Source organism: Ensifer sp. SSB1 (genome assembly GCF_016652895.1).
In the GTDB taxonomy this organism is placed as follows: Bacteria; Pseudomonadota; Alphaproteobacteria; order Rhizobiales; family Rhizobiaceae; genus Ensifer.
The window spans coordinates 1-24,572 of sequence record NZ_JAEPRP010000107.1 but is presented as its reverse complement, the minus strand read 5'-3'; the positions used below and the strand labels follow the sequence as shown (position 1 = coordinate 24,572).

The following is a 24,572-nucleotide window of genomic DNA, read 5'->3' as shown; positions in this document are numbered from 1 at the left end:
TGCGCGGCCTGTCATACGGCGAGCGAACCGGTCAATCGCGTCGGGCCGAGCCTCATGGGGGTTGTCGGCCGGCCGGTGGCATCGATCCCTGACTACAGCTACTCGGCGGCGATGAAAGCTTTCGGCGCCGAGGGTCATGTCTGGGACGAGGCGACGCTGAGCGAATATCTGCTCAGCCCCAAGGCGATGGTCGGCGCCACCAAGATGACTTTTCCCGGTCTCAAGAAGCCTCAGGACATTGCCGACGTGATCGCCTACCTCAAGGCGCCGCCGGCTGGCAAATAGGCAATGCCTTCAATATCTCAAGCACTTCGCTGCAACGCTTGATCGAAAAAAGCCGCGGCTGCAGGCTTGTTCTCTGTCCATAAACACCCTTTATATAACTGCAATCGAAGGCTGAATAATTTGGCTGGGCTGGCGGATCGCGCCACGGTGGATCGAGGGGCAGGACATGGCGACTCTTCAGAACTTTGACGCGGAGATCGAGAAGACGAAGGGCGTCGTCGACCAGATGCGCGGCAAGCTCGAACAATCGAGCGTCGTGCTGGAGCAGTTCGCCAAGGCCGAGACCAAGCTTGGCGACGTCAACTTCGACATCGAGAACGCCCGCATCCAGGACGTGATCAACCAGCAGAAGGTGATGGAAGCCAACATCGCCGATCTGATCATCGGCCTCGAGGATGCGACGAATGTCTTCGGCTCCGAGTTCGAGAGCATGAAGAACTATACCGGCTACGAGAAGTTCATCGGCATCTTCTCCAAGCAGAAGATGCAGCGCATGCGCACCGACCGCGTGCGCAACATGTCGCTTGCCGGCAACCTGCAGGAGCTCTTGTCGAAGTCCGACATGATCGTCGGCATCCTCAAGGAACAGAAGTCGATTCTCGACCAGCGCTACAAGACCTCGGAGCAGAGCCTGATCCAGGTGATCGAACGCCGCAAGGGCACGATGGCGAACCTCGAAGAGGTGCAGAAGCGCATCGAGGAGCTGAACCCGCTGCTGCTCGACATCGAAAACCGTATCGCCGCCTCGACCGAGCAGAAGGTCCGCACCGAGCTCGAAGGCGAGCGCTCGGCGCTTGCGACCGAATACAACGAGAAGCAGGCCAAGGAGCAGGAGCTGCTTGCCGAGAGCCAGACGCTCGAGCGCTACACCTCAATGTTCCAGACCTTCGTCGATTCACTCAACAATCAGATCGCCGCGCAGAACACGCTGATCAACAAGCTGACGATCGATACCGAGCAGCGCATCGTGCTCTACAAGGCGCTGGAAGATTCGCTGAAGACCGCCGCCCAGCAGGACGTCGCCCACAAGATCAACACGCTCGGCAGCCAGGTCGACACCGCCGCCGAAGAGACGATGGCCGGCATCGGCGCCGCAGCGCAGCGCCACATCGGCGATCTCCTCGAAATGCATGAAAAGAACATGCTTTCGACGCAGGATATCCAGCGCCGCAAAAAGCTGGCGGACGACGCTTTTGCCCGCCGCTTCCAGACTGTCATGGACAAGCACAACACTGCCAACTACGTGAAGCAGTGATCGGCAGGCGCATGATCCGAACCGAGTTTGCCGTCTGGCACGCGCCACGGGGATTTGCATGAAAGTCGCGGCTTCATCCGCTGTCGCACAATATTTCGCGTCGATCCACGCGGCGCTCGCCGGGCTCGAACTCTTTCTCGGCGACCGCAACTCGCCGCTCTATCGCAACACTGTCGTCGGCGAAGTGATCGTTCCCTATCTCAGCCGGTTGAAGGCTTCGATCGACTGCTGGGAAAACAGGATCGGCTTCGTCGACCAGTTCCGGATCTCGCGCGCCGAAAGCGGTTTCCCGGTGTTCCAGAACGTGCTGGAGCTGGAGAACGATCGCCAGACGGCGGCCAAGCGCCTCGCCGACATTCCCTCGGCCGATGCGCTGCGCGACGAGATGGTCGATTTCATCCTGAGGCAGAAGGCTTTTCCCGAGGCGCTGCAGACGCGTATGGCGGAGCGGCTCTATCTTGAGCAGATCGGCAAGGGCGAGATCTTCTCGCCCTTCATCCTGCCGGAAACCATCCGCGTTGCCGTCAACTCCAAGACGATGCGGCCCTATTACGTGGTGAGCTGGGGTGCCTTCGACGGGGCCAATACCCTGCCGATGGTCTACATGGCGACGATCGAGGATTCCTCGGAAAAGATCGTCGACATGCTGGTGACAGCGGACGGCAAGCTCAATCCTGAGGTCGAGATACCGTTGCCGGTCGGCGGCCTGCTCAATCCGGATCTCGCCAGCCGCTTCGACGATTTTGCGTCCAAGAACAGCAGCTATTCGCTGACGCCGGTGACGATCGCCACCAATCTCGACAAGGATTTTGACGAGCTGCACCCGAAGCAGCTGCGCCGCATCGTGCTCGGCCCCTTCTATTCGGCGGGGATCACCGAGAACAATGCGCGCATCAACGACATTCTCTCCAAGGTGCGCAAGACCGAGAATGCCTGGCTTCTGACCTGGACGGTGCAGGAGGTCTTCTCGAAATCGGAGCGGCCGGCCAAGCGCGGCTTCTGGTCGTCGACACCGGCGCAGGAGGAATTTCACATCGATACCGCCAATCTGGAAGCGACGCGCATGGGGGTCTCCTCCTACGAGAAACACGCGCTGGTGCCGCACGACGCCTATCAGGCGCTCTATGCGGCGGGTGAGGCGGAGCAGGTGTTCGGCGACTACAAGGTCCACGTCATTTCCGGCAACCAGGTCGTGAGCGAGGTTTGACGATGACACTCAATACGGGGCTGACGACGCTGCACGAGGACGACATCGCCAAGCATCAGGCGGTGGCGCAGGGGCTGGTGACCAAGCTCATCATCCTGGAGCGGGAAGATGCCGCCGCCGGCACCTCGCTTGCCGGCACCGGCCGGCGCTTCGTGTCGACAGTTTCGACTGGCGGCCAGCGGCGCACGCGCGAGGTGGAGCTGACGAAGACGATCCAGTCGGTGCGCCAGGGCGACCCGATGTTCTCTCCGGCCCAGCACGCCGTGCTCTACCGCACGCGCCGCGGCATCCAGGTGGCGCTGGCCGTCGCCGACGTCTTTGCGCGCCAGACGAACCTCGAGCAGTTGCAGGCGAAGAACGCCACCTCGCCGCTTGCAGGAGAGGAGGCCAACCAGTTCAAGGCGCTGCTTTCGGCGTCCGCTTACGTCGCCGCTTTCACGCTTGCCGCCTATCTCGGCGCGACGCTTGCCGGCGAGGGCGAGCCGGTCGACGATGCGGTCGAACCCGACTTCCTGTTCGATACGCCGCAGGATGCGCTGAAGAGCCTCGTGGCGGCGCTCGACAGCGGCATCGCGGGTGCACCCGATGATCTGGCGCTGACGGCGCGGGCGCGCGCCTTTTCGCGTGTGGCGATCGAGGGGTTGATTGCCCGCAAGGCCCGCTTCACCAGCCTGCAGAACTTCGAAAACGTGCATATCCGGCTCGATCAGGACGATTTCACGCTTAATGGCTTCGATGTGGCGCCGGGCCAGAAGCGCAAGCCCCTGGTGATGACCTTTAAGAAGCCCGAGGAGATCATCGGCAACCACATCGCCAAGTACCAGGCGCTGAAGCTTGCCAAGATGCTGATGGCCTACGACTTCGACCGGCAGATGAACCCGTTCGTCGAGCTTGGCGGCTTCCTCTTCTCCTTTATTGGCGACGGCATGCCGGGCACCGGCAAGACGATCCTGATCCAGATGCTCGCCGGCATGCTCAACGACTATTGCGAGATCGCCGGCTACGCCTTCCACTACGAAAACTTCGGCGTCGACCAGATCTCCTCCTATCAGGGCAAGTCCGGCCAGAACTGCAAGGAGTTCGTCAACAACGTCATCAATCCGCGGGCGATCGGCTTCGGCACGATCGACGATGTCGACCAGGTGGCGGCTAAACGTTCCGACGATCGCGCGTCTGCCGGCCAGCACGAGGTGACGGCGGTGCTGATGGAGAGCTTTGCCGGTGCGTCCACTGTGGTGCGCGGCAACTGCACCTTCGGCATGTTCTCGAACTATCCGGAAAATGTCGACGATGCGCTGCGCCAGCGCGCCGGCGCCCGCTGGCTGGTCGACGGGCCGCAGACCGAGGACGACTATATCGACATCTTTGCGCTGCTCGTCGGCAAGAACCACAAGATCCCGCTCGGCGAGCACCAGCTTTTCGAGGGGCAGGAGATCAAGCGCGCCGTTGCTCAGTCCTATGCCGAGCATGCGCGGCCGAAGGAGGATGGTCTTGTCGCGGTCTGGGAGCGATACGAGAAAGAGAAGGGGGCCATTGCCTCGCTTGCCGATGTCGGCGCTTACCTGCACATGATCAAGGAGGCCGAGCCGCGCTTTACCGGCCGGGCGATCAAGAACATCACCGACGCGATCAAGCTCAGAGCCATGGACGTCGAGCTGCCGGATGACTGGTTCAAGGATGCCGGCTCCTTCATGCACAAGGGCTACGACGAGAAGAAAGCGATGATCGAGGCGCTGCGCGGCCCGATCACCATCGAGATGGTGTTGCAGGAGATCAACCGGTACGCCGACAGCGAGTTCCGCTACACCGACAAGTCGGACGATGCCGCCGTCACCGACATCATCCGCCGCGAGCGCCAGCGCGAAAAGGCGATCCGCGAGATCGAGGCCATGAAACGCGACGGCCGGTGGCAGGGGTGATGGTGGGAAGAACTGATCGATGAAACGCCTGCTTGAAGCCGAATTGATCTATGGACGGCTGCTCGATATTTCGGAGCCGCATCTGATCGCGCGCTACAACAAGGCGCTCGAAGGTTTCGGCCTGCGACCGACCGCGCTGACACAGTTCAGCATCGACATGACCGGGTTTTCGCCCGAGATCGCCGAGGAACTTGGCGACCGCGACTATCTCGATCCGAACCGGGTGAACCGCCGCTTCATCATCATGACGCCGGAGCAGGCGGAGCTGCCGGTCGTGCATACGAGCTTTTCCAACACCGCCGCGCTGATGCACGAGTTCTTCAACGCCAACAGCCGCGCGATCAATGCCGTCACGATCAAGGATGCGCTCTACGGCGAGATCGAGGATTCGGTTTCGATCGTCGACGATATCGACGATCTGCTGTCGATCAACGAGGTGCGCTTCCGGGTGCTTTCGGCCGAGGACATGCTTGGCAAGGCGGCGGAGCTGCGCGGCCTGGTCGACCGGCTGAAGAAGGTGCCGACCGCCTGGGCCGACGACGAGATGCTGAACCGCATGGTCGAGCTTGCCAAGCTCACCGGCGACATCCGGCAGAACGCGCTGGTGCCGGATCAGCTCGTTTTCCGCCATGAAGCCTTCTGGGCCAACCATTTCGGTGGGGTCTACATCTTTCTCGACGGCAAGACGACGACCGTCATCTGCGATCCTTCGGTCCCCGGCTTCCGCCGGTCGCGGCCCTGGCAGGTAAGTTACATCGCCATCAACGATTACGCCCGCATCTACGATTTTCTCGCCTCGACCAAACGGCTGCAGCTGCCGCAGGCCTCCTGGGTCGAGGACTCCGGGCTCTACCAGCATCGCGCCGACATGGTCGTGCGCGGGCTGATCAACGAGAGTGAGCCGACGGCCGACCTTGCCAACGCCGACCGGATCTGGCTGCAGACCTGGATGCACCGCAATGCGGCCATTGTCGCCGGGGACGGGACCTATCCGTTTCTGCAGGAAATGATCCGCACCGTCGCTGCGACCGGCACGATCAAGATGCAGGACGTGGCGCCGGCGCACCGCTTCCTGCTGGTTCGCGCAGCCCCCGCCCATCCCGATCAATGGCTCGTCAACCGGCTGATATCCCAGCTCGTCCCGCGCGATTTCGTTTCCCGCTTCGTCTTCGACAAGCAAGGCTTCTATGATGCTTACGAGCGTTATAGCGAAAGCTTCAAGGCCTATGTTGTGGCGACGCTGACGGGTTCATATCTCAAAGACAAGGCGGCCTTCCGCCACAAGCTTTACGGCCTCAGAGAGGAATAGGACATGTTCGATCCGATCGTTGCGTTTTTCCAGCGTGTCTTTACCGCGATCGGCCGCGGCATCGGGCTCGCCATTGCCTGGCTGCTGTGGCCCTTCATCGCGATCGGCAACTGGTATCGGCAACGCAGCTGGATCATCAAGGGACCGATCGGTATCATCCTGCTCGGCCTGATCCTGTTCTATGGCTATTTCATCTGGCAGACCCAGGCCTGGACGAACTTCAACGAAGACTATGTCGATCGCTACAAGCTGTCCGAGCGCAAGGTGCCTGCCGGTTCGCCGATGAGTGGTCCCGGTACGACGTCAACCGGTCAGTCGACGACCGGCGGTGCCGCCAACAACCTCGCCGGCGTGGCCACGCAGCCGATGGAATCGACGCCGGAGGCGCTGGCCGCCGTGCAATTGCCGGCCGGGACGGTCTGCCAGACTTCGGCGATCGTCGAGGTCACGGCCGACTTGATCGATTTCAACGTCAACGAGAATGCCTGGATCTCGTCGATGCTGCTTTACAAGCTCGGCTTGTTCGGGCTCGACTGGGACGACACGCCCTGGCTCGACAACAAGGCGTCGTTCCAGCGCGGGGTCAACCAGGCGATCCGCCGCACCTCGGTGGAGCTGGTCGATTCACTCGGTCGCATGCGCGGCACCTCGGGCATTAACAACGCCCTGCAGAGCGCGCGCGGCAACATGCAGTTCGACGAGGAGACCTGGTATTTCGGCCTGAACCCGTTTGGCCCAAAAACGCCCACACCGAGCTTCTATCGGGCCGCCATGAAGGATCTGAGGTCCTTCAACACGACGCTCAGCAAGTGTGAGGCGATCTTCGACGGCCGCTCCGACAACCTCGTCGAGTTCCTCGACCGGGTTGCAAACGACCTCGGCAACACCTCGGCGATCCTGCGCGAGCGCTCGGAAAACCACAATGGCGGCTGGTTCGACACGCGCGCCGACGATCGCTTCTGGTTCGCCTATGGCCAGCTCTACGGCTACTACGGCATCCTTTCGGCGGCGGGTGCGGACTTCGACAATGTCGTCGCCCAGCGTGGTCTGTTGCCGATCTGGACGGAAACGATCAAGCAGCTACGCGCGGCGCTCCGCATCCAGCCATGGATCATCTCCAACGGTGAGGAAGCGGGCTGGATCATGCCGACGCATCTGGCAACGATGGGCTTCTATACGCTGAGGGTCCGCTCCAACATCGTCGAAATGCGCGACATTCTCGCCCGATAAATGGGACTCTAGGCGGACGGCCGCGGCAAGGTTTCGACGGCCGTCCTTGCATGATTACCAAAACGCGCCTCCAATGGCGCGAGCAAGAAGCGATCCCGGGGAGGGGAGATGCCATGACGGAGGTGAAGTCAGATATCGAAATCGCACGCGCGGCCAGGAAGAAACCGATCCTTGAGATCGGGGCGGCGCTCGGAATACCGCCCGAGGATCTGCTGCCTTATGGCCACGACAAGGCAAAGATCGGTGCCGACTTCATCGCGCGTCAGCGCGAGAAGAAGAACGGGCGTCTGATCCTGGTGACGGCGATCAACCCGACGCCGGCCGGCGAAGGCAAGACGACGACGACCGTCGGTCTCGGCGACGGGCTCAACCGCATCGGCAAGAAGGCGATTGTCTGCATCCGCGAGGCCTCGCTCGGACCCTGCTTCGGCGTCAAGGGCGGTGCGGCCGGTGGCGGCTATGCGCAGGTCGTGCCGATGGAGGACATGAACCTCCACTTCACCGGCGATTTCCACGCGATCACCTCGGCGCACAATCTGCTGGCGGCGCTGATCGACAACCACATCTACTGGGGCAACGAGCAGAACATCGATATCCGTCGCATTGCCTGGCGGCGGGTCATGGACATGAACGACCGGGCGCTGCGCAGCATCGTCGGCTCGCTCGGAGGTGTGGCCAACGGTTATCCGCGCGAAACCGGCTTCGACATCACCGTCGCCTCCGAGGTGATGGCGATCCTCTGTCTGTCGACGGATCTTAGAGACCTCGAGAAGAGGCTCGGCAACATCATCATCGGCTATCGCCGCGACAAGACCCCGGTATTCGCACGCGACATCAAGGCCGATGGCGCGATGGCGGTGCTGCTCAAGGACGCGATGCAGCCGAACCTGGTGCAGACGCTCGAAAACAATCCGGCCTTCGTGCATGGCGGTCCCTTCGCCAACATTGCCCATGGCTGCAACTCGGTGATCGCGACCACGACGGCGCTCAAGCTTGCCGATTATGTCGTGACAGAAGCTGGCTTCGGCGCCGATCTCGGCGCGGAAAAGTTCTTCGACATCAAGTGCCGCAAGGCCGGGCTGAAGCCGGATGCCGCGGTGATCGTCGCCACCGTCCGGGCGATCAAGATGAACGGCGGCGTCAAGAAGGACGATCTCGGCAAGGAGAACCTGGAGGCTCTGCGCAAGGGCTGCGCCAATCTCGGGCGCCACGTGCAGAACGTCAAGAAGTTCGGCGTGCCGGTCGTCGTCGCAATCAACCACTTCACCTCCGACACAGACGTCGAGATCCAGGCGATCAAGGACTATGTCTCGACGCTTGGCGCCGAAGCGGTGCTCTGCCGGCATTGGGCGCAAGGGTCGGCTGGTATCGAAGAACTGGCGCGCAAGGTTGCGGAGCTTGCGGAAGCCGGCCATTCTCAGTTCTCGCCGCTTTATCCTGACGACATGTCGCTCTTCCACAAGATCGAGACGATCGCCAAGGACATCTACCATGCGAGCGAGGTGATTGCCGACAAGACGGTGCGCGACCAGTTGCGCACCTGGGAGGAGCAGGGCTACGGCCGACTGCCGATCTGCATGGCGAAGACGCAATATTCCTTCTCGACCGATCCGAACCTGCGCGGCGCGCCGAGCGGCCATGCGGTACCTATCCGGGAGGTGCGGCTTGCTGCCGGCGCCGGCTTCATCGTGGTCATCACCGGCGAGATCATGACCATGCCCGGCCTGCCCAAAGTGCCGTCGTCGGAGAAGATTTTCCTGAACGAACAAGGCTACATCGAGGGGTTGTTCTAGGGCCTGCGCGTTCATCGCAACGCACGAGATCCTGCGCGTTTGCGTGGCGACACGCGCCTTGGCTCTTCGACCGGCCTGATAATGACAACGCCGCGCATCCTGCGGGATGCGCGGCGTTGTCATTGCTTTGCCTTGGGGGCGGAAACTAGGCCGTGAGGCCGAGGAAATCGCCCTTGCCGATCGAGACGCCCTTGTGGCGCAGGATGTCGTAGGCGGTGGTGAGGTGGAAATAGAAGTTCGGAAGAACGAACTTCAGAAGATACTCCTCACCCGTCAGCGTCACTTTCAAGGTCGGGAAGTTGAGGATGACTTCGCGAGCGGCGCTGTCCTCCATATCGACCGGGGCCACCGTTTCAAGAAAGGCGACGGTGTTGGCGATGCGCTGGCGCAATTCATCCAAGGTCGTTTCCTCGTCTGGGAAACGGGGCACCTCGATCGAGGTCAGGCGACCGATCAGGCCCTTGCTCGTATCGCTGACGCGCTGCACCTGGCCGGCAAGCGTCAGCATGTCCGGCGCCAGCCGGGCATTGACGAGATCTTCGGGGGAGATGCCGTTGTCGCGCGCGTGAGCCTCGGCCTTGTCGAGCAGCCTGGTGAGGACACCAAGGCCGCGAACGAGGGCGGGAATGGAGAGTTGGTACATCGTCAATGCCATGACAAAATTCCTTGAGACTGGGCGCAAACGGGTGGATTTTCCTCGCGCCTGTATTTGGGAACCGGTGTGCGGTCCTGCAAGACGGGCGAACCGGTATCTTCGCCGGTCGTGGAGCGTTGGCAAGAGGCGATCGGACGCGGCCTGCTGCTCTGGCCAGGACATAGGGTCTCGTGCATTGATCGGACGCGAATGTCGCGCGTCGTGCAAGACCCTACGCGCAGCAGAAGGGACCATGGAAACCGAGATGACGCCCCAGGATTTGCAGGCCTATCTTCACGCCCACATTCCGCTATCTGCCGCGATGCAGGTCCAGGTGGAGGAGGTGGCGGACGACCGCATCCTGCTTTCGGCTCCCTTGGCGCCGAACATCAACCACCGCGAGACGGTGTTCGGCGGCAGCGCTTCGGCACTCACGATCCTGTCGGCCTGGTCGCTCCTGCATGTGCGGCTGCGCAACGGCGGCGTGGCGGCGCGTCTGGTGATCCAGAGCAATCGCATGGATTACCTGAAACCGGTCGCCGGTGCTTTCTCCGCGCGCTCGTCGCTCGCCGATGCTGGCCAATGGCCAACTTTCCTGCGGATGCTGAAAAGGCGGGGCAGGGCGCGGGCCGTGGTCGTCGCCGACCTGCTTGACGGCGACACGCTAGCCGGACGCTTCGAGGGCGAGTTTGTTGCGCTCGGCCATGGCAACGGCTGATCTGCACTGCAGCGAAGGGTCTCGCCCTAGCGGCAGTAGCGATAGTCGTTGCGGCGATCGATGACGTCGAGATGCAGGTGGGTCTCGTGAGCCGCGTCGCTGCCGGGATCGAGCACGGTCTTGAAGTAGAGGCAGGCAGACGCGGTGACTGCGCGCTGGAAGGCGCCGTCCATCGTGCCATCCTCGTCACGCGGCTGGATGGCGATCGTCGTTCCATCGCTCAGGCCGAAGGACGCGATGTCGACGGCATTGCCGTGCGCATGTTCGGAGATCTTGCCTGATGTCGCGTTGTTGCGCAGGCGGCAGATATAGGTCGATGCCTGGTTGAGCGCCTTGATCTTGATGTTGGCGTCGAAGGCAACTTCGGCGGCCGGCTGGGCGGTTTCCTTCGTCCAGCGCGCCAGCGCCAGCGCCGTTTCGCATCGCATCAGCCCCTTGGGCGCGAGCGTGACGCCGGGCAGGATGCTGGTGACCTCCAAGGGCTTGTCGATGCCGCAGCCCTTGCCGTCGTCGACGCGTTTGGCTTCGACGAACGTCGTGCCAAGTGCCTTCAGGTCGGTGAGACACTTGGCATAGTCGGCGGCATTTTCGGTCTCGACGGGCGGATAGACGACTGGTGCGGGCTTGACATCCTCCTTCTCGTCCGCGCGCTGTTCCTTTTCGTCCGCCGCGGGTTTCTTGTCCGTCGCCGGTTGCTCGTCTGCCGCCGCCGGCTCTTTCGCTGCCTTGCCCTTGCCGTCGTCAGCCGGCGCTACTGGCTTCTTGTCGGGCGTTGGAACAGCCTCTTCCGTTCCCGCATCCATTGGCGGCTTTTCTGTCGGGATGGGGCCGGATTTCGGCAGGCTCGCGCCCGTCAGGATCAGGAGTGACAGCAGGATCAAGGGGAAAGAGCGACGCATCCGGTTCCTTTCTCGCTGCCCGCAAGACGGGCTCTGAGCGGAGGGAACGCACGGAAGCGGATCTGGTTGCATGCGATCACGGCGAATTGGAGCGTCCTGACCCAAATCATAATCGTGATCGATTCTCATGGGTTAGCGCGGGAGGCGGGCGGAAACCCACAAGCACCATGCCCTTCCCGGACCAGCTCTCCGGCAAAAGCGTTGCAGTTTGGCAACGCCTCAGTTTGGCACGACCCCATAAATTGCGGGGAGGGTCTTTGTATGTTGACAAAGATAATCATGTTTTTTATGCGGCGTAAATGAGGCGACGACATTGTCGCAACGCCCAGAACGCGCCCAGCCAGCCCCTTGAGTTTGCCGCTCAACAGCAAGCCCGGCCTCGAACCTCAAAGGATTGGTCCATGCTCACCCGGCATCGTCGCCAGGCCCTGTTGGCTTGCACGACAACTCTTGCAATTTCATTCGCTACCGTCGCGTTCGCCCAGAGCGCGACAACCCAGGCAAAGCCGGAAGAGAAAAAGGCCGAGGAGACCAAGAAGGGCGAGACCTACCTGTCGCCGATCGTTGCCAAGGGCTCGCGCACCGCTGACCCCTATGCCAAGGCGGGCCCGGTCAGCGTCGTCACGACAGACCAGATCGATCTGCAATCGGGGCAGGAGACCGACGACCTGCTGCGTGGCGTTCCCGGCACCTCGACCGCGAACAACCCGCAGAACCCGGGCGTCGCGGTCAACATCCGTGGCTTTGAGGGTTCCGGCCGCGTCAACATGATGATCGACGGCGTGCGCCAGAACTTCCGCTTCACCGGCCATGAAGCCCAGGGCTTTGCCTATTTCGATCCGGCATTCCTGTCCGAGATTGACGTCACCCGCGGCGCCGTGACCGGTGTCGGCGGCGGTGCGCTGGCCGGTACTGTCAATTTCAAGACCTATGACGTCGAAGACCTGATCCAGGACGGCAAGAACTACGGCGGCATCGCTTCGGCCACCTATGGCACCAACGGTGCCGGCTGGTCGGAATCGCTGATCGGCGCCTACCGTTTCAACGACGTGTTCTCGGTGCTCGGCGGTATCAGCAAGGCCGATCCCGGCAACTACGACAACGGCAATGGCGTGCAGGTGCCCTATACCGAGGAGGACCTGCTTTCCGGCCTGTTGAAGTTCGAGGTGACGCCCGACAAGGACCACACCTTCAAGCTCACCGGCATTACCTACGACAACGATTTCTTCGCGAATTCCTACTTCCAGAACGTGAAGAACCAGACCGTTTCGGCGAGCTACTCCTACACGCCGGACAACGAGCTCATCGACTTCCGCGCCAATGCCTACTGGAACCGGCTGCAGATGAAGTACGACACCGATGTTCGCGGCGGCGGTACCGCTGCCGGTCGTCGGATCACCGACACGGGCAAAGGCTTCGATATCTCGAACACCTCGCTGTTCGATCTCGGCGACGTTGCCGTCAAGGCGAACTATGGCGTCGAATACTTCCGTGACGACTACAACGTCATCAACAGCACCGCACGGCCGGGCGCTGGCGTCAACGGCAGCGGCACCAATGCCACGACCGGCGTCTTCAGCAGCACGACCTTCACCTACGGCATGCTGGACCTGACGGCTGGCCTGCGGTGGGACCACTTCAGCCTCGATGGCTCGGGTGCGGTCGTCGCCGGCAACCCGATCGGCCTGCCGGCTGGCCCCTACACGGTCGACAAGTCGGAGGGTCGACTCAACCCGAGCATCACCGTCGCGCTCAACCCAACGGAATGGTTCCAGCCCTATGTGACCTACGCGGAGACCTCGCGCTCGCCGACTGTCAACGAGACTTTCGCCGGCGGCACGCACCCGGGGCCGAGCGGCCAGTCGTTCTTCCCCAACCCGTTCCTCGAGCCTGAAATCTCGAAGGGTTGGGAAATCGGTGCCAACTTCTCCTTCGACGGGCTGCTCGATCCGAGCGACAGCCTGCGTCTGAAGGCGAACTACTTCCACAACCGCATCGACAACTACATCACCGCAGCCCTGCTCGGTGGCGGTCGGCAGATCTTCTTCGTCAACAATCCCGGTACGTCCACCGTCCAGGGCTTCGAACTGCAGGCGGCCTATGATGCCGGCTACGTCTTCGGCGACCTCGCCTACACCTACACCGACAGCAACCTGCCGTCACAGGTGAACGGCTTCGGCGTCCAGAGCTACCTGCCTGACAATATCCTCAGCGCAACGCTCGGTGCCCGCTTCCTCGAAGACCAGCGCCTGACGGTCGGCACGCGTCTCTATGCCGTATCGAACGCCTTTGTCGGCGAGATCAACCGGACGCCGCCGAACGTTCCGGGCTACGGCCTCGTCGACCTCTTCGCGAACTACAAGTTCGAGAGCGACCTGGAGGTGACGGCAACGGTGACGAACCTTTTCGACAAGACCTACACGCCGTCGTCGAGCACGATTGCCGGCAGCGCGATCGATACGGGCCGTGGCCGCACGTTCCTGGTTACGGCGAAGGCAAAGTTCTGATAGTATCAGTCCAACTCCAGTCGGGGCGGTTCGAGAGAACCGCCTCCTTTTTTGCCGCAACCGCCGTATTCGCCGTCGTTTTCCCGCTTGCGCACCGCCGGAACCCACGCTAACACTTTCGCCCATGGAAAACGCACGCAACATTTCGATCTGGTGGTGGGCTCGCTGAAGCGGCCTTGACCAGTCATGCGTGATTGAGAGATGAAGCCGCCCGGAGATGTCGAGGCGGCTTTTTTCATGTTTGGGCCGCTCAAGGACCGGGCTTTTACGGAGCGAGGCGAATGGCAACGGTAATTCTCGAGGACGGCGCGGAGAGCTACACCACCAAAGGCGGCATTACGGTGACGCGCAGGCGGCGCGAGGCCTCCTATGGCCAGGCGATCGCAAGTTATGTGGATAAGCTCGACGAACGCCGCGGCGCGGTGTTTTCCTCCAACTACGAATATCCCGGCCGCTACACCCGTTGGGACACGGCCGTCGTCGATCCGCCGCTCGGCATTTCCTCCTTCGGCCGCTCGCTCTGGATCGAAGCCTATAACGGCCGCGGCGAAGTGCTGCTGTCGATCATCGCCGAGCACTTGAGGACCGTCTCCGACATCACGCTCGGCGCTTCGACCAGCCGTCGCCTGGATCTCACGATCAACGCGCCGGACCGCGTCTTCACCGAAGAAGAGCGCTCGAAGATGCCGACCGTGTTCAGCGTGCTGCGCGCCGTAACCAACCTCTTCCATTCGGCCGAGGATGCGAGCCTCGGCCTTTACGGCGCCTTCGGCTACGACCTTGCCTTCCAGTTCGATGCGATCGACCTGAAGCTGAAGCGTCCCGACGACCAGCGCGATATGGTGCTGTTCCTGCCGGACGAGATCCTCGTCGTCGACCACTACGCCGCCAAGGCGTGGATAGACCGTTATGACTTTGCCAAGGACGGCCGCACCACCGAGGGCAAGTCGGACGATATCGCGTCGGAACCGTTCCAGACGGTCGACAGCATTCCGCCGCATGGCGACCATCGCCCGGGCGAATATGCCGAGCTCGTCGTCAAGGCGAAAGAGAGCTTCCGTCGCGGCGATCTGTTCGAGGTGGTGCCGGGCCAAAAGTTCTTCGAGCGCTGCGAAAGCAAGCCTTCGGAGATCTCCAACCGGCTGAAGGCGATCAATCCGTCGCCCTATTCCTTCTTCATCAATCTCGGAAACCAGGAGTATCTGGTCGGCGCGTCGCCGGAGATGTTCGTGCGCGTCTCCGGTCGCCGCATCGAGACCTGCCCGATCTCCGGCACGATCAAGCGCGGTGACGATCCGATCGCCGACAGCGAACAGATCCTGAAGTTGCTGAATTCGAAGAAGGACGAATCCGAACTCACGATGTGCTCGGACGTCGACCGCAACGACAAGAGCCGCGTCTGCGTGCCGGGTTCCGTCAAGGTCATCGGCCGTCGCCAGATCGAGATGTATTCGCGCCTGATCCACACGGTCGACCACATCGAAGGGCGCCTGCGCGACGACATGGATGCCTTCGACGGCTTCCTCAGCCACGCCTGGGCCGTCACGGTTACCGGTGCGCCGAAGCTCTGGGCCATGCGCTTCATCGAAAGCCATGAGAAGAGCCCACGCGCATGGTATGGTGGCGCCATCGGCATGGTCGGCTTCAACGGCGACATGAACACGGGCCTGACGCTGCGCACGATCCGCATCAAGGACGGCATCGCCGAGGTGCGGGCAGGGGCGACGCTGCTCTATGATTCAAACCCGGAAGAAGAAGAAGCCGAAACCGAACTGAAGGCCTCCGCCATGATCGCAGCCATCCGCGACGCGAAATCCGCCAACGCCGGCAAAGCCGGTCGCGATGTCGCGGCGGTCGGTGCGGGCGTGAATATCCTGCTCGTCGACCACGAGGACAGCTTCGTTCATACGTTGGCCAACTATTTCCGCCAGACGGGGGCGACCGTCACGACGGTGCGCACGCCGGTGGCCGAAGAGATCTTCGATCGCGTCAAGCCGGATCTCGTCGTGCTTTCGCCCGGCCCCGGCAACCCCAAGGATTTCGACTGCAAGGCGACGATCAAGAAGGCGCGCGCGCGTGACCTGCCGATCTTCGGCGTCTGCCTCGGCCTGCAGGCACTCGCTGAAGCCTATGGTGGGGATCTGCGCCAACTGGCGGTCCCGATGCACGGCAAGCCGTCGCGCATCCGCGTGCTGGAACCGGGCATCGTCTTCTCCGGTCTCGGCAAGGAAGTGACTGTCGGTCGCTACCACTCGATCTTTGCCGATCCAGCGAGCCTGCCCGCGGACTTCATGATCACCGCCGAAAGCGAAGATGGCACGATCATGGGCATCGAGCACACCAAGGAGCCGGTGGCAGCCGTGCAGTTCCATCCGGAATCGATCATGACGCTTGGCGGCGACGCCGGCATGCGGATGATCGAGAACGTGGTGGCGCATCTCGCCAAGCGCGCCAAGATCAAGGCGGCCTGATCGCTTGAACGCTCCCACTCCGGCGATGCCGGCGCGGGGACATTGGTGACGATTTGACCAAACCAAGGTGCCGCTTCCGCGATGGGGTGGCACCTTTTCCGTATCTACCGTGTCACCTCGACGGCCGGCGCGCGCTCGCAACGATCGGCGAACAGTCGCTCGCTCAGGAAATCGACGAAGACGCGGACCTTCGGGGAGAGGTGCCTGTTTGACGGCCAGAGAAGATGGAACTGCCCGGGGGCGTCGAGATAGGCGTCAAGCACGGTGCGGAGCCGGCCATCGCTGAGCGGTTGGCGCGCGAGGAAATCCGGCAGGCAGCCGATGCCGAGGCCGTTGAGGACGGCACCGCTCAGCGCTTCCATGTTGTTGCAGTTGAGCACGGTCTTGATCTGCGGCTCGGGTCCGCCCGGCGGCATGGCGATCGGCCATTCCTGCAGCTTGCGGCTATTGGGAAAACGGAAGCGGATCGCGTGGTGGCCATCGAGATCGCGCGGGCATTCGGGCGTGCCGTGTCGGTCGAGATAGGCCGGCGCAGCACAGAGCAGAAGCTGGAAGGGGCGCAGCGCCCGGGTCATCAGCCGGGAGTCCGGCAGGACGCCGCTACGGATGGCGACATCCACTTCTTCGTCGATCAGATCGACGATGCGGTCGTTGAAGTCGAGATCGAGTTCGACTTCGGGATAGCGCCGCACGAATTCCGGCAGCACCGGCAACAGCAAATGGTAGCTGACGATCGGCACGCTGACGCGCAGCCGTCCGCGTGGCACGGCCACCGCTAGGGCCAACGATGCCTCGGCGTCGTCGAGATCGTCGAGGATGCGGCGGCAGCGCTCATGAAAGAGCCGGCCTTCCTCGGTCAACCTTATGCTGCGGGTGGAGCGCTGCAACAGGCGGACGCCGAGCTCTCGTTCGAGATTGGTGACGGCCTTGCCAACCGCTGAAGCGGACAGGCCAAGCACGCGCCCGGCGGCGACGAAGCTGCCGAGATCGGCCGTGCGGACGAACGCGGTCAAGCCGCTCAGGCGATCCATTGCTTCTCCATTCGAGCGTTTTGTTCCGGTATGTCTGGCGAAGTGGCGTGATTTTTATCAGATTATGTCGAAACTATCCTGCATCCGTCAATCGATACCCCGCAAGTGCTGACGTCCGGACGGAGGTTCCGTGAGGCCTGCGCGGGTATCTCCTTTGCTCGAACGGATGGAACGGGGCATGAGAGAAGAAATTCGAGATAAGCGCGGGCGCCGGTTCGTGCTTCTGGCTGTTTGCTGTGCAGCGGCGGCAATGCCGCTCACCTTCACCGGACCGGCGGTGGCGCTGCCGTCGATCAGCCGCAGCCTTGGTGCTGATCCCGTCGCACTCAATTGGGTCACCAACGCATTTATGCTCACCTTCGGCAGTTCGCTGATGGCGGCAGGCGCGCTTGCCGACAGTTTCGGCCGCAAGCGCGTCTTTATCGGCGGACTCGTTGCCTTCCTGTTGTTTTCTATCGGTCTCGCCTTCGCCGGCAACATCGTCTGGTTCGATGTCTTGCGCGCCCTTCAAGGCATCGGGGCGGCAGCGGCCTTTTCCGGCGGCATGGCGTCGCTCGCGCAGGAGTTCGACGAGAACGAGCGGCTCCGGGCCTTTAGCCTGGTCGGCGCCAGCTTCGGTGTTGGCCTTGCCTTCGGGCCGATCACCTCCGGACTGATGGTCGAGGCCTTCGGCTGGCCGGCAATCTTCGCACTCGTGGTGCTACTGGCTGGCTTGTCCCTGGCGCTCGGCGCGGTCTTCCTGCGCGAGACGCGTGATCCCGATGCCGCCGGCCTCGACTGGAAGGGGGCCGCGAGCTTCACGGCGGCGCTCACAACGCTTACCTTCGGCATTCTCCAGGGTCCGGAAAGCGGCTGGAGCCATCCGCTCGTGATCGCCATACTGGTGGCATCGGCGCTCCTCTTTCTGGCCTTCTGGCGGATCGAACGTTCGGTCGCGCGGCCGATGCTGGATCTGACGCTTTTCCGCTATCCGCGCTTTGTCGGCGTGCAACTGCTGGCGGCTGCTCCGGCCTATGGCTTCGTCGTGTTGCTCATCCTACTTCCCGTGCGCTTCATCGGCATCGAGGGCATGAGTGCCGTTGCCGGTGGGCGGATGATGATCGCCATGTCCGCGCCGCTGCTGATCCTGCCGATTGCCGCCGGGCTGCTCACCCGCTGGTTCAGGCCCGCCGCGATCTGCGGCGTGGGATTGCTGCTGTCGGCGGTGGGGCTTTTCTGGCTCGGCCGGTTTCCGGTGGGGTCCGAACCGTCCACGTTGTTCGCACCGCTGCTCCTGATCGGTCTTGGCATCAGCCTGCCTTGGGGACTGATGGACGGGCTTGCCGTCAGTGTCGTTCCGAAGGAGCGCGCCGGCATGGCGACGGGGATCTTCAGCACGACACGGGTGGCCGGGGAGGGCATTGCGCTCGCGATCGTCACCGCGATCCTCTCCGCGCTTACGGCATCGAACCTGGGGGCGGAGGCGGGCGCGAACGCTGGAGCGATGGCGCAACGCATCGTGACCGGCAACCTGGCGCAGGCCGCGCTTCTTGCACCTGAGACATCGCACGCTGCGCTCCTCCGGGCCTATGGCGATGCGTTCAGCGCCTTGCTTCTGCTGCTGACCGTGATCACGGTCGCGACCGCGGCGGTCGTATTCTTTTTCATTGGCCGGGGCGACAAGGCGGTCGATGACGACGAAATCGAAGCAGACGCGCTATCCTTCGAGGCGATTGCCTGCGGAGAAACCGGAACCAGCCGATCCAATCTTTGACAAGCGGCGCTTAATCCAGCATATGCTTGTCCATCGACCGCCTGCGCGAATTTTCGCGCGGGCGGATTTGCGTTTGAATGGGCTTGCGTTTGCAACTCGTTTGCATCTGCACGAGGAATGACAATGACGACTGGAACCGAAAACCGCACCGTGCTCCGCCTTGCTTTTTGGGGCATACCACTCTCGCTCGCCGTGCTCGGCCTGAAGCTGCTTGCCTGGTGGCTGACGGGCTCGGTGGCGCTTCTGTCCGACGGGCTGGAGTCGACCGTCAACGTGATCGCGGCGGTCATCGCCTATCTGATGATCGGCTATGCCTCCAAGCCGGCCGATGCGGGCCACCCCTTCGGTCACCACAAGGCGGAGTATTTCTCGGCCGTTATCGAAGGCGTGCTGATCGTGGTCGCGGCACTCCTCATCGTCTGGGAAGCGGTCCCGGCAATGTTCTCGCCGGTGCTCCTCGAAGCGCCGGCGCTCGGACTTGCGATCAACTTCATTGCCGGTGTCATCAATGCGATCTGGGCCTACGTGCTGATCCGCGCCGGGGCGCGCTATCGCTCGCCCGCGCTCAGCGCCGACGGGCATCACATCCTGTCGGACGTGGTCACCTCGGCCGGGGTGCTCGTCGGCCTTCTTCTTGCCATCGCCACCGGTTACGCGATCCTCGATCCGCTGCTTGCGGTCATCGTTGCCTGCAATATTCTGTTCCAGGGCTGGAAAGTCATTTCCCGTTCGATCGACGGGTTGATGGACCGGGCCGTTTCGAGTGAAGAGGAAGAGGCGATCAAGCAGGCCATCGCGGCCAATGCCAAGGGTTCGCTCGGCGTGCACGACCTCAAGACCCGCCAGGCAGGACCTGCGATCTTCGTGGATTTCCACATGGTCGTGCCGGAGGTGATGCCGGTTGGCGAGGCGCATGATATCTGCGACCGGATCGAGGATGCGATCCGCGATGTGCATCCGGGCGCCAGGATCGCGATCCATGTGGAGCCGGAAGGTGAAAAGGCGCACGGCGTGCGCGTCAAGGTGAGTGGAGCAACACGGAAATGAGCAAGACCGACGTATCCGGCCTTTCGCAATTGGGCGCGAAGGTGGATCTGCCGCAGAGCCCGGAAGAGGCAGTGCTGGAGCGGGTGCCGAGTGGCAACCGGGGCAAGGACTATCTGGTGCGCTTCACCGCGCCGGAGTTCACCTCGCTCTGCCCGATGACCGGCCAGCCGGATTTCGCGCATATCGTCATCGATTACGTGCCCGACGAATGGCTGGTGGAATCGAAGTCGCTGAAGCTGTTCCTGCATTCCTTCCGCAACCACGGCGCCTTCCATGAGGATTGCACCATCGACATCGCCAGCCGGCTGGTCTCGCTGCTTTCGCCGCGCTGGCTTCGGATCGGCGCCTATTGGTATCCACGCGGCGGTATCCCGATCGATGTCTTCTGGCAGACCGGCAAGCCGCCGGAAGGCCTGTGGCTGCCCGACCAAGGCGTGCCGACCTATCGCGGTCGCGGCTGAAACGAAAATGGCGGGCCTGGCCCGCCATTGTTCATTTTGGCTGAGGCTTGTCAGCCAAAGATCAAAGCGGCCCCGGCAAGCGCCGTGAGGCCGCCGAGGATGCGGGCCAGCAAGCCGCCGCCGGAGAGACGCTGAAGCGCGATGCCAAGGCCGATGCCGGCAACATGCAGCGCGGCGGTTGCGGCGATGAAGCCGACCGAGAAGGAAAGCGCGCCGGCACTGCCGAGTTCCCCGCCATGGGCGTGACCGTGGAAGAGGGCAAAGACGCCGACGATCGCTGCGGACGCTGCCGTATCGAGGCGCACCGCCATGGCGACCAGCAGACCGAGCGCCACCACGGAGGCGAGAATAGCCGGCTCGACGAAGGGCAGGCCGACGCCGGCCACCGCCAGAGCGAAGCCCGCCGCCATCATCGAGACGAAGGCTGTCGGCACGACCCACAGGGCACGACCGCCGATCTGGGCCGCCCAAAGGCCGACGGCGACCATGACCAGGATGTGATCGATGCCAAAGAGCGGATGGGAGAAGCCGACGGCAAACGAGCCATGCTCTGCCGGATTGAGGTGGGCGAAGGCGGGCGCGGCGGAAGCCGCCAGCGCCGCAGCGGCGATCAGGATGCGTCTGTTCATGCGTGTCCCCATAGGTCGGCGGTGCCTGGGAGGTGGCCCGTCCGGTAGTTGTCTGACACGGTTGATCTTATTGGCCTTTCCCGACCTGTCTATACGGCATCTGGCGATAGCAGTTTTTACCATAAGCGTAGTCCGCGCTGCCGCTTTGTTGCCCCTTCCGTTTGTTGCATTGTTTTCGTGGCCGAGTCGCATTATCTGATTTTGGCTGAAGAATTCATGAGACGCCGGAGAAAAACGGATGAACGACGAAGACGAGGACGACAAGAAGACCGAATTGCCGCTTGGCAAGGAAACGGAGGCGAACCTTTTCAAGTCGCGTTCGATTTTCATCTACGGCACGATCAACCAGGAACTGGCGCAGAAGGTCTGCTCGCAGCTGGTGGCGCTTGCCGCGGCCAGCGACGAAGACATTCGCATCTTCGTCAATTCGCCGGGCGGCCATGTCGAGTCGGGTGACAGCATCCACGACATGATCAAGTTCGTGAAGCCGAAGGTCTGGACCATCGGTACCGGCTGGGTCGCTTCCGCCGGCGCGCTGATCTATGTCGGCGCCCCCAAGGAGCGCCGCATCTGCCTGCCGAACACCCGCTTCCTGTTGCACCAACCGTCCGGCGGCACCCGCGGCATGGCTTCGGACATCGAGATCCAGGCACGCGAGATCATCAAGATGAACGATCGCCTGAACAAGATCTTCTCCGAGGCGACCGGCCAGCCGGTCGAAAAGATCGCCAAGGACACGGACCGCGACTACTGGCTCTCGGCTGACGAAGCCAAGGCCTACGGTCTCGTTTCGCGCATCATCTCCTCGGCTGCGGACATCTGAGTTCGCTTGAACCGATGGGTATTAAGGGCATCGGCTCACGCCGGTGCCCTTTTCTTTTGCCGCGAGTTACGCGCATTGCGCGGCTTGCTCCGGTCCGGCAAGCCGTGTATAGGCTTTGACCATGACCAAGGCTGACGCATATCGGATCGCCACGATCTCTGCCGCACACGATGACAATCGTGCGCCGCTGCGCGCCTTCGCCTCGCTTCTTCTTCTCGGCCTTACTCGCGGTTGCCGGGTTCGCTGAGGAGCGCCCGGCGGCCGAAAAGCCACGCCGGCAGATGCTCCTCGAATCCATAAGAGTTTTAGGATAAAGGCGCGCTCGCCGCGGCATTAGCCATCGCAATCCGATCCTCGATCGGGTATGGCAAGGCGGCCAGAGCGCTCAGTGATGAAGAGAAGCTGCAATGATCCAGAAATCCCATTCCATCAAGAACGGCATGCCGGAAGCGGCGGTGAAGTATCAGCCTTACCCGCAGATCGCACTGACCGACCGTGCCTGGCCGTCGAAGACGATCACCAAGGCGCCGATCTGGTGCTCGGTTGACTTGCGCGACGGCAACCAGTCGCTCGTCGACCCGATGGGCCATGACCGCAAGGCACGCATGTTCCAGTTGCTGCTGGACATGGGCTTCAAGGAAATCGAGATCGGCTTCCCCTCGGCCTCGCAGACGGACTTCGACTTTGCCCGCTGGTGCATCGAGGAGGGCAATGTCGCCAAGGATGTGTCGCTGCAGGTGCTGGTGCAATGCCGGCCCGAGTTGATCACCCGCACCTTCGAGGCGCTGCAGGGCGCCCACAAGCCGATCGTGCACTTCTACAACTCGACGAGTGAGCTGCAGCGTCGTGTAGTGTTTGCCAAGGATGTTGCCGGCATCAAGCAGATCGCGACCGATGCCGCCAAGATGATCACCGACATGGCGGCCAAGGCCGGCGGCGGCTACCGTTTCGAATATTCGCCGGAAAGCTTCACAGGCACCGAGCTCGAAGTGGCGCTGGAGATCTGCAACGCGGTCACCGAGATCGTCAAGCCGACGCCGGACAACAAGCTGATCCTGAACCTGCCGTCGACCGTCGAGATGGCGACGCCGAACATCTATGCCGACCAGATCGAATGGATGTGCCGCAACCTCGACAATCGCGAAAGCCTGATCATCTCGTTGCATCCGCACAACGACCGCGGCACCGGCATTGCCGCCACCGAATTGGGCCTGATGGCCGGCGCCGACCGTGTCGAAGGCACGCTGTTCGGCAATGGCGAGCGCACCGGCAACGTCGACGTCGTCACGCTGGCGCTGAACATGTTCACGCAAGGCGTCGACCCGCAGCTCGACTGCTCGGATATCGAGCGGATCAAGGAAGTCTACGAATATTCCAACCAGATGGTCATTCCGGAGCGCCATCCTTACGTCGGCGAACTGGTCTACACGGCCTTCTCCGGCTCGCACCAGGATGCGATCAACAAGGGCATGAAGGCGATCAAGACCGCCAACAAGCCGCTGTGGGAAGTGCCCTACCTGCCGATCGACCCGCGCGACGTCGGTCGCTCCTACGAGGCGATCATCCGCATCAACTCGCAGTCGGGCAAGGGCGGCATCGCCTACATCCTGCAGGAGGACTACGGCATCAACCTGCCGCGCAACCTCCAGGTCGAGTTCCGTGAAGACATCCAGCGCATCACCGACGAGGAAGGCAAGGAGCTGCCTTCGAAGCGCATCTACGAGCGCTTCATCGAGCGTTATGTCGAACAGCCCGGCGCACGCATCAAGTTCGTCGACCACCACACCTATCCGGTGGGCGAGCACAAGGGCGTGCGCGTGGTCGCTGCCGAGATCACCGACAATGGCGAGGTGAAGCGGATCGAAGGCAAGGGCACAGGCCCGATCGACGGCTTCATCAACGCGCTGTCGATCTATCTGGGCATCGATCTTTCGGTCGCTGACTATTCCGAGCACTCGCTGCAGCACGGTTCCAACGCGGCGGCCATCGCCTATGTCGAGATGGAGCATCCGGACGGAAAGCTCTTCGGTGCAGGCATCAATACCAACATCGTTGCTGCCTCGCTCGAAGCGATCGTTTCGGCGGCAAACCGCGTCCTGGACATGAAGCGCGGCTGATCGGAGCATCGGCGAACAAACAAAAGCCCGTACCGGCATTCCGGTGCGGGCTTTTTCATGCCTGACATTCGAATGTTGCCGTCAGATCGTCGCGGCGGCGGCCTCGGCGATATCCTGCATCCCGACATGGGCGGAAGGGCCGACGAGCACAAACGCGGCGCCGCCTCTCTGCCAGGAAACCATGCCGAGATCGTCGCGGATGCTCTCGTCGAAATCGGCCGACTGCGGGCCAGTCGTGTTCTTGAGGAAACAGATCGCGAAGATCTCTCCGTCGGCACTGCGGTAGACCAGCTGCGCCACCGGCTTGCCGTCGGCCACCAGCAGGCGCGCGCCTTCGAAGATCAGGCCCTTGCCGCCGAGCTGCGGGATCTTGAAGGGAACGCCGACGCTGGCTGAAAGCCAGGTCTCGATCTTGGGAGCTTCGGAGGCGGGGACCTCGACGAGATGGTCCTGTTGTCGCGAGTAAACGCGGTGGTAGTCGGCG

20 protein-coding genes and 1 pseudogene are annotated in these 24,572 nt (G+C 62.4%); 16 read left to right on the top strand and 5 right to left on the bottom strand.

Annotated features, from left to right (window positions below; genetic code table 11):
• The 7 genes from I8N66_RS23815 to I8N66_RS23785 form a co-directional block, all read left to right on the top strand.
• On the top strand, positions 1–285 hold a 285-nt coding region (locus tag I8N66_RS23815), incomplete at its 5' end, for a cytochrome c family protein (RefSeq protein ID WP_291158723.1).
• Between the two features lie 166 nt (positions 286–451).
• Positions 452–1,540 carry a hypothetical protein gene (locus tag I8N66_RS23810; RefSeq protein WP_113535518.1) on the top strand — a complete coding sequence of 363 codons (1,089 nt, stop codon included), beginning with the start codon at positions 452–454 and terminating at the stop codon, positions 1,538–1,540.
• A gap of 58 nt (positions 1,541–1,598) precedes the next feature.
• Positions 1,599–2,747: a hypothetical protein gene (locus I8N66_RS23805; protein ID WP_113535517.1), complete on the top strand. Its 1,149-nt coding sequence runs from the start codon at positions 1,599–1,601 to the stop codon at positions 2,745–2,747.
• A gap of 2 nt (positions 2,748–2,749) precedes the next feature.
• Positions 2,750–4,666, top strand: coding sequence for an AAA family ATPase (locus I8N66_RS23800; protein WP_291158718.1), 1,917 nt, complete (start codon positions 2,750–2,752; stop codon positions 4,664–4,666).
• A gap of 19 nt (positions 4,667–4,685) precedes the next feature.
• Positions 4,686–5,975: a DUF6638 family protein gene (locus tag I8N66_RS23795; RefSeq protein WP_291158715.1), complete on the top strand. Its 1,290-nt coding sequence runs from the start codon at positions 4,686–4,688 to the stop codon at positions 5,973–5,975.
• A gap of 3 nt (positions 5,976–5,978) precedes the next feature.
• Positions 5,979–7,205 (top strand): DUF2333 family protein, encoded by a 1,227-nt coding sequence (locus I8N66_RS23790; protein ID WP_291158713.1) that lies wholly within the window; start codon positions 5,979–5,981, stop codon positions 7,203–7,205.
• 113 nt (positions 7,206–7,318) lie between these two features.
• Positions 7,319–8,998 carry a formate--tetrahydrofolate ligase gene (locus tag I8N66_RS23785; RefSeq protein ID WP_291158710.1) on the top strand — a complete coding sequence of 560 codons (1,680 nt, stop codon included), beginning with the start codon at positions 7,319–7,321 and terminating at the stop codon, positions 8,996–8,998.
• A gap of 145 nt (positions 8,999–9,143) precedes the next feature.
• On the opposite strand, the gene I8N66_RS23780 is transcribed toward I8N66_RS23785, so the two are convergent.
• Positions 9,144–9,653, bottom strand: a complete 510-nt coding sequence (locus I8N66_RS23780) for a DUF1993 domain-containing protein (RefSeq protein WP_291158708.1) — start codon at positions 9,651–9,653, stop codon at positions 9,144–9,146.
• A 244-nt stretch (positions 9,654–9,897) separates the two neighbouring features.
• On the opposite strand from I8N66_RS23780, the gene I8N66_RS23775 reads away from it, so the two are divergent.
• Positions 9,898–10,350, top strand: coding sequence for a thioesterase domain-containing protein (locus I8N66_RS23775; protein WP_291158706.1), 453 nt, complete (start codon positions 9,898–9,900; stop codon positions 10,348–10,350).
• Between the two features lie 26 nt (positions 10,351–10,376).
• Here the strand turns inward: I8N66_RS23775 and I8N66_RS23770 are convergent, their stop codons facing one another.
• A complete protein-coding gene (locus I8N66_RS23770; protein WP_291158703.1) occupies positions 10,377–11,249 on the bottom strand; it encodes an extensin family protein in 873 nt (290 codons plus the stop codon).
• 401 nt (positions 11,250–11,650) lie between these two features.
• Here I8N66_RS23770 and I8N66_RS23765 point away from each other — a divergent pair, with 401 nt between their 5' ends.
• From I8N66_RS23765 to I8N66_RS23755, 3 genes are all read left to right on the top strand, one after another.
• Entirely contained in the window at positions 11,651–13,756 is a 2,106-nt protein-coding gene (locus tag I8N66_RS23765; RefSeq protein ID WP_291158701.1) for a TonB-dependent receptor, read from the top strand.
• A 124-nt stretch (positions 13,757–13,880) separates the two neighbouring features.
• Positions 13,881–13,925 carry a trpE operon leader peptide TrpLE gene (trpLE, locus tag I8N66_RS23760; protein ID WP_178385070.1) on the top strand — a complete coding sequence of 15 codons (45 nt, stop codon included), beginning with the start codon at positions 13,881–13,883 and terminating at the stop codon, positions 13,923–13,925.
• 112 nt (positions 13,926–14,037) lie between these two features.
• A complete protein-coding gene (locus I8N66_RS23755) occupies positions 14,038–16,227 on the top strand; it encodes an anthranilate synthase (RefSeq protein WP_291158699.1) in 2,190 nt (729 codons plus the stop codon).
• 104 nt (positions 16,228–16,331) lie between these two features.
• Here I8N66_RS23755 and I8N66_RS23750 read toward each other — a convergent pair whose 3' ends face one another.
• Positions 16,332–17,258 carry a LysR substrate-binding domain-containing protein gene (locus tag I8N66_RS23750; RefSeq protein ID WP_291158697.1) on the bottom strand — a complete coding sequence of 309 codons (927 nt, stop codon included), beginning with the start codon at positions 17,256–17,258 and terminating at the stop codon, positions 16,332–16,334.
• Between the two features lie 178 nt (positions 17,259–17,436).
• Here I8N66_RS23750 and I8N66_RS23745 point away from each other — a divergent pair, with 178 nt between their 5' ends.
• The 3 genes from I8N66_RS23745 (at position 17,437) to queF (ending at position 20,519) form a co-directional block, all read left to right on the top strand.
• Complete coding sequence (locus I8N66_RS23745; protein WP_291158695.1) at positions 17,437–19,011, top strand: MFS transporter; 1,575 nt, start codon at positions 17,437–17,439, stop codon at positions 19,009–19,011.
• 117 nt (positions 19,012–19,128) lie between these two features.
• Positions 19,129–20,058, top strand: coding sequence for a cation diffusion facilitator family transporter (locus tag I8N66_RS23740; protein WP_291158693.1), 930 nt, complete (start codon positions 19,129–19,131; stop codon positions 20,056–20,058).
• Positions 20,055–20,519 (top strand): preQ(1) synthase, encoded by a 465-nt coding sequence (queF, locus tag I8N66_RS23735; protein ID WP_113535505.1) that lies wholly within the window; start codon positions 20,055–20,057, stop codon positions 20,517–20,519. The genes I8N66_RS23740 and queF overlap by 4 nt, the downstream gene beginning before the upstream one ends.
• A 50-nt stretch (positions 20,520–20,569) precedes the next feature.
• Here queF and I8N66_RS23730 read toward each other — a convergent pair whose 3' ends face one another.
• Positions 20,570–21,148: a HupE/UreJ family protein gene (locus I8N66_RS23730; RefSeq protein WP_291158688.1), complete on the bottom strand. Its 579-nt coding sequence runs from the start codon at positions 21,146–21,148 to the stop codon at positions 20,570–20,572.
• 238 nt (positions 21,149–21,386) lie between these two features.
• On the opposite strand from I8N66_RS23730, the gene I8N66_RS23725 reads away from it, so the two are divergent.
• Entirely contained in the window at positions 21,387–21,971 is a 585-nt protein-coding gene (locus I8N66_RS23725; protein WP_113535503.1) for an ATP-dependent Clp protease proteolytic subunit, read from the top strand.
• A gap of 407 nt (positions 21,972–22,378) precedes the next feature.
• A complete protein-coding gene (gene leuA, locus I8N66_RS23720; RefSeq protein WP_113535502.1) occupies positions 22,379–24,088 on the top strand; it encodes a 2-isopropylmalate synthase in 1,710 nt (569 codons plus the stop codon).
• A gap of 81 nt (positions 24,089–24,169) precedes the next feature.
• Here leuA and I8N66_RS23715 read toward each other — a convergent pair.
• Positions 24,170–24,572, bottom strand: a pseudogene (locus tag I8N66_RS23715) (anti-sigma factor); the annotation flags it as partial.

Bases quoted from the DNA above. Each gene is read 5' to 3' on its own strand.
- I8N66_RS23810 (WP_113535518.1), top strand. From the start codon at position 452: ATGGCGACTCTTCAGAACTTTGACGCGGAGATCGAGAAGACGAAGGGC.
- I8N66_RS23805 (WP_113535517.1), top strand. From the start codon at position 1,599: ATGAAAGTCGCGGCTTCATCCGCTGTCGCACAATATTTCGCGTCGATC.
- I8N66_RS23800 (WP_291158718.1), top strand. From the start codon at position 2,750: ATGACACTCAATACGGGGCTGACGACGCTGCACGAGGACGACATCGCC.
- I8N66_RS23795 (WP_291158715.1), top strand. From the start codon at position 4,686: ATGAAACGCCTGCTTGAAGCCGAATTGATCTATGGACGGCTGCTCGAT.
- I8N66_RS23790 (WP_291158713.1), top strand. From the start codon at position 5,979: ATGTTCGATCCGATCGTTGCGTTTTTCCAGCGTGTCTTTACCGCGATC.
- I8N66_RS23785 (WP_291158710.1), top strand. From the start codon at position 7,319: ATGACGGAGGTGAAGTCAGATATCGAAATCGCACGCGCGGCCAGGAAG.
- I8N66_RS23780 (WP_291158708.1), bottom strand. From the start codon at position 9,653: ATGGCATTGACGATGTACCAACTCTCCATTCCCGCCCTCGTTCGCGGC.
- I8N66_RS23775 (WP_291158706.1), top strand. From the start codon at position 9,898: ATGACGCCCCAGGATTTGCAGGCCTATCTTCACGCCCACATTCCGCTA.
- I8N66_RS23770 (WP_291158703.1), bottom strand. From the start codon at position 11,249: ATGCGTCGCTCTTTCCCCTTGATCCTGCTGTCACTCCTGATCCTGACG.
- I8N66_RS23765 (WP_291158701.1), top strand. From the start codon at position 11,651: ATGCTCACCCGGCATCGTCGCCAGGCCCTGTTGGCTTGCACGACAACT.
- I8N66_RS23755 (WP_291158699.1), top strand. From the start codon at position 14,038: ATGGCAACGGTAATTCTCGAGGACGGCGCGGAGAGCTACACCACCAAA.
- I8N66_RS23750 (WP_291158697.1), bottom strand. From the start codon at position 17,258: ATGGATCGCCTGAGCGGCTTGACCGCGTTCGTCCGCACGGCCGATCTC.
- I8N66_RS23745 (WP_291158695.1), top strand. From the start codon at position 17,437: ATGAGAGAAGAAATTCGAGATAAGCGCGGGCGCCGGTTCGTGCTTCTG.
- I8N66_RS23740 (WP_291158693.1), top strand. From the start codon at position 19,129: ATGACAATGACGACTGGAACCGAAAACCGCACCGTGCTCCGCCTTGCT.
- queF (WP_113535505.1), top strand. From the start codon at position 20,055: ATGAGCAAGACCGACGTATCCGGCCTTTCGCAATTGGGCGCGAAGGTG.
- I8N66_RS23730 (WP_291158688.1), bottom strand. From the start codon at position 21,148: ATGAACAGACGCATCCTGATCGCCGCTGCGGCGCTGGCGGCTTCCGCC.
- I8N66_RS23725 (WP_113535503.1), top strand. From the start codon at position 21,387: ATGAACGACGAAGACGAGGACGACAAGAAGACCGAATTGCCGCTTGGC.
- leuA (WP_113535502.1), top strand. From the start codon at position 22,379: ATGATCCAGAAATCCCATTCCATCAAGAACGGCATGCCGGAAGCGGCG.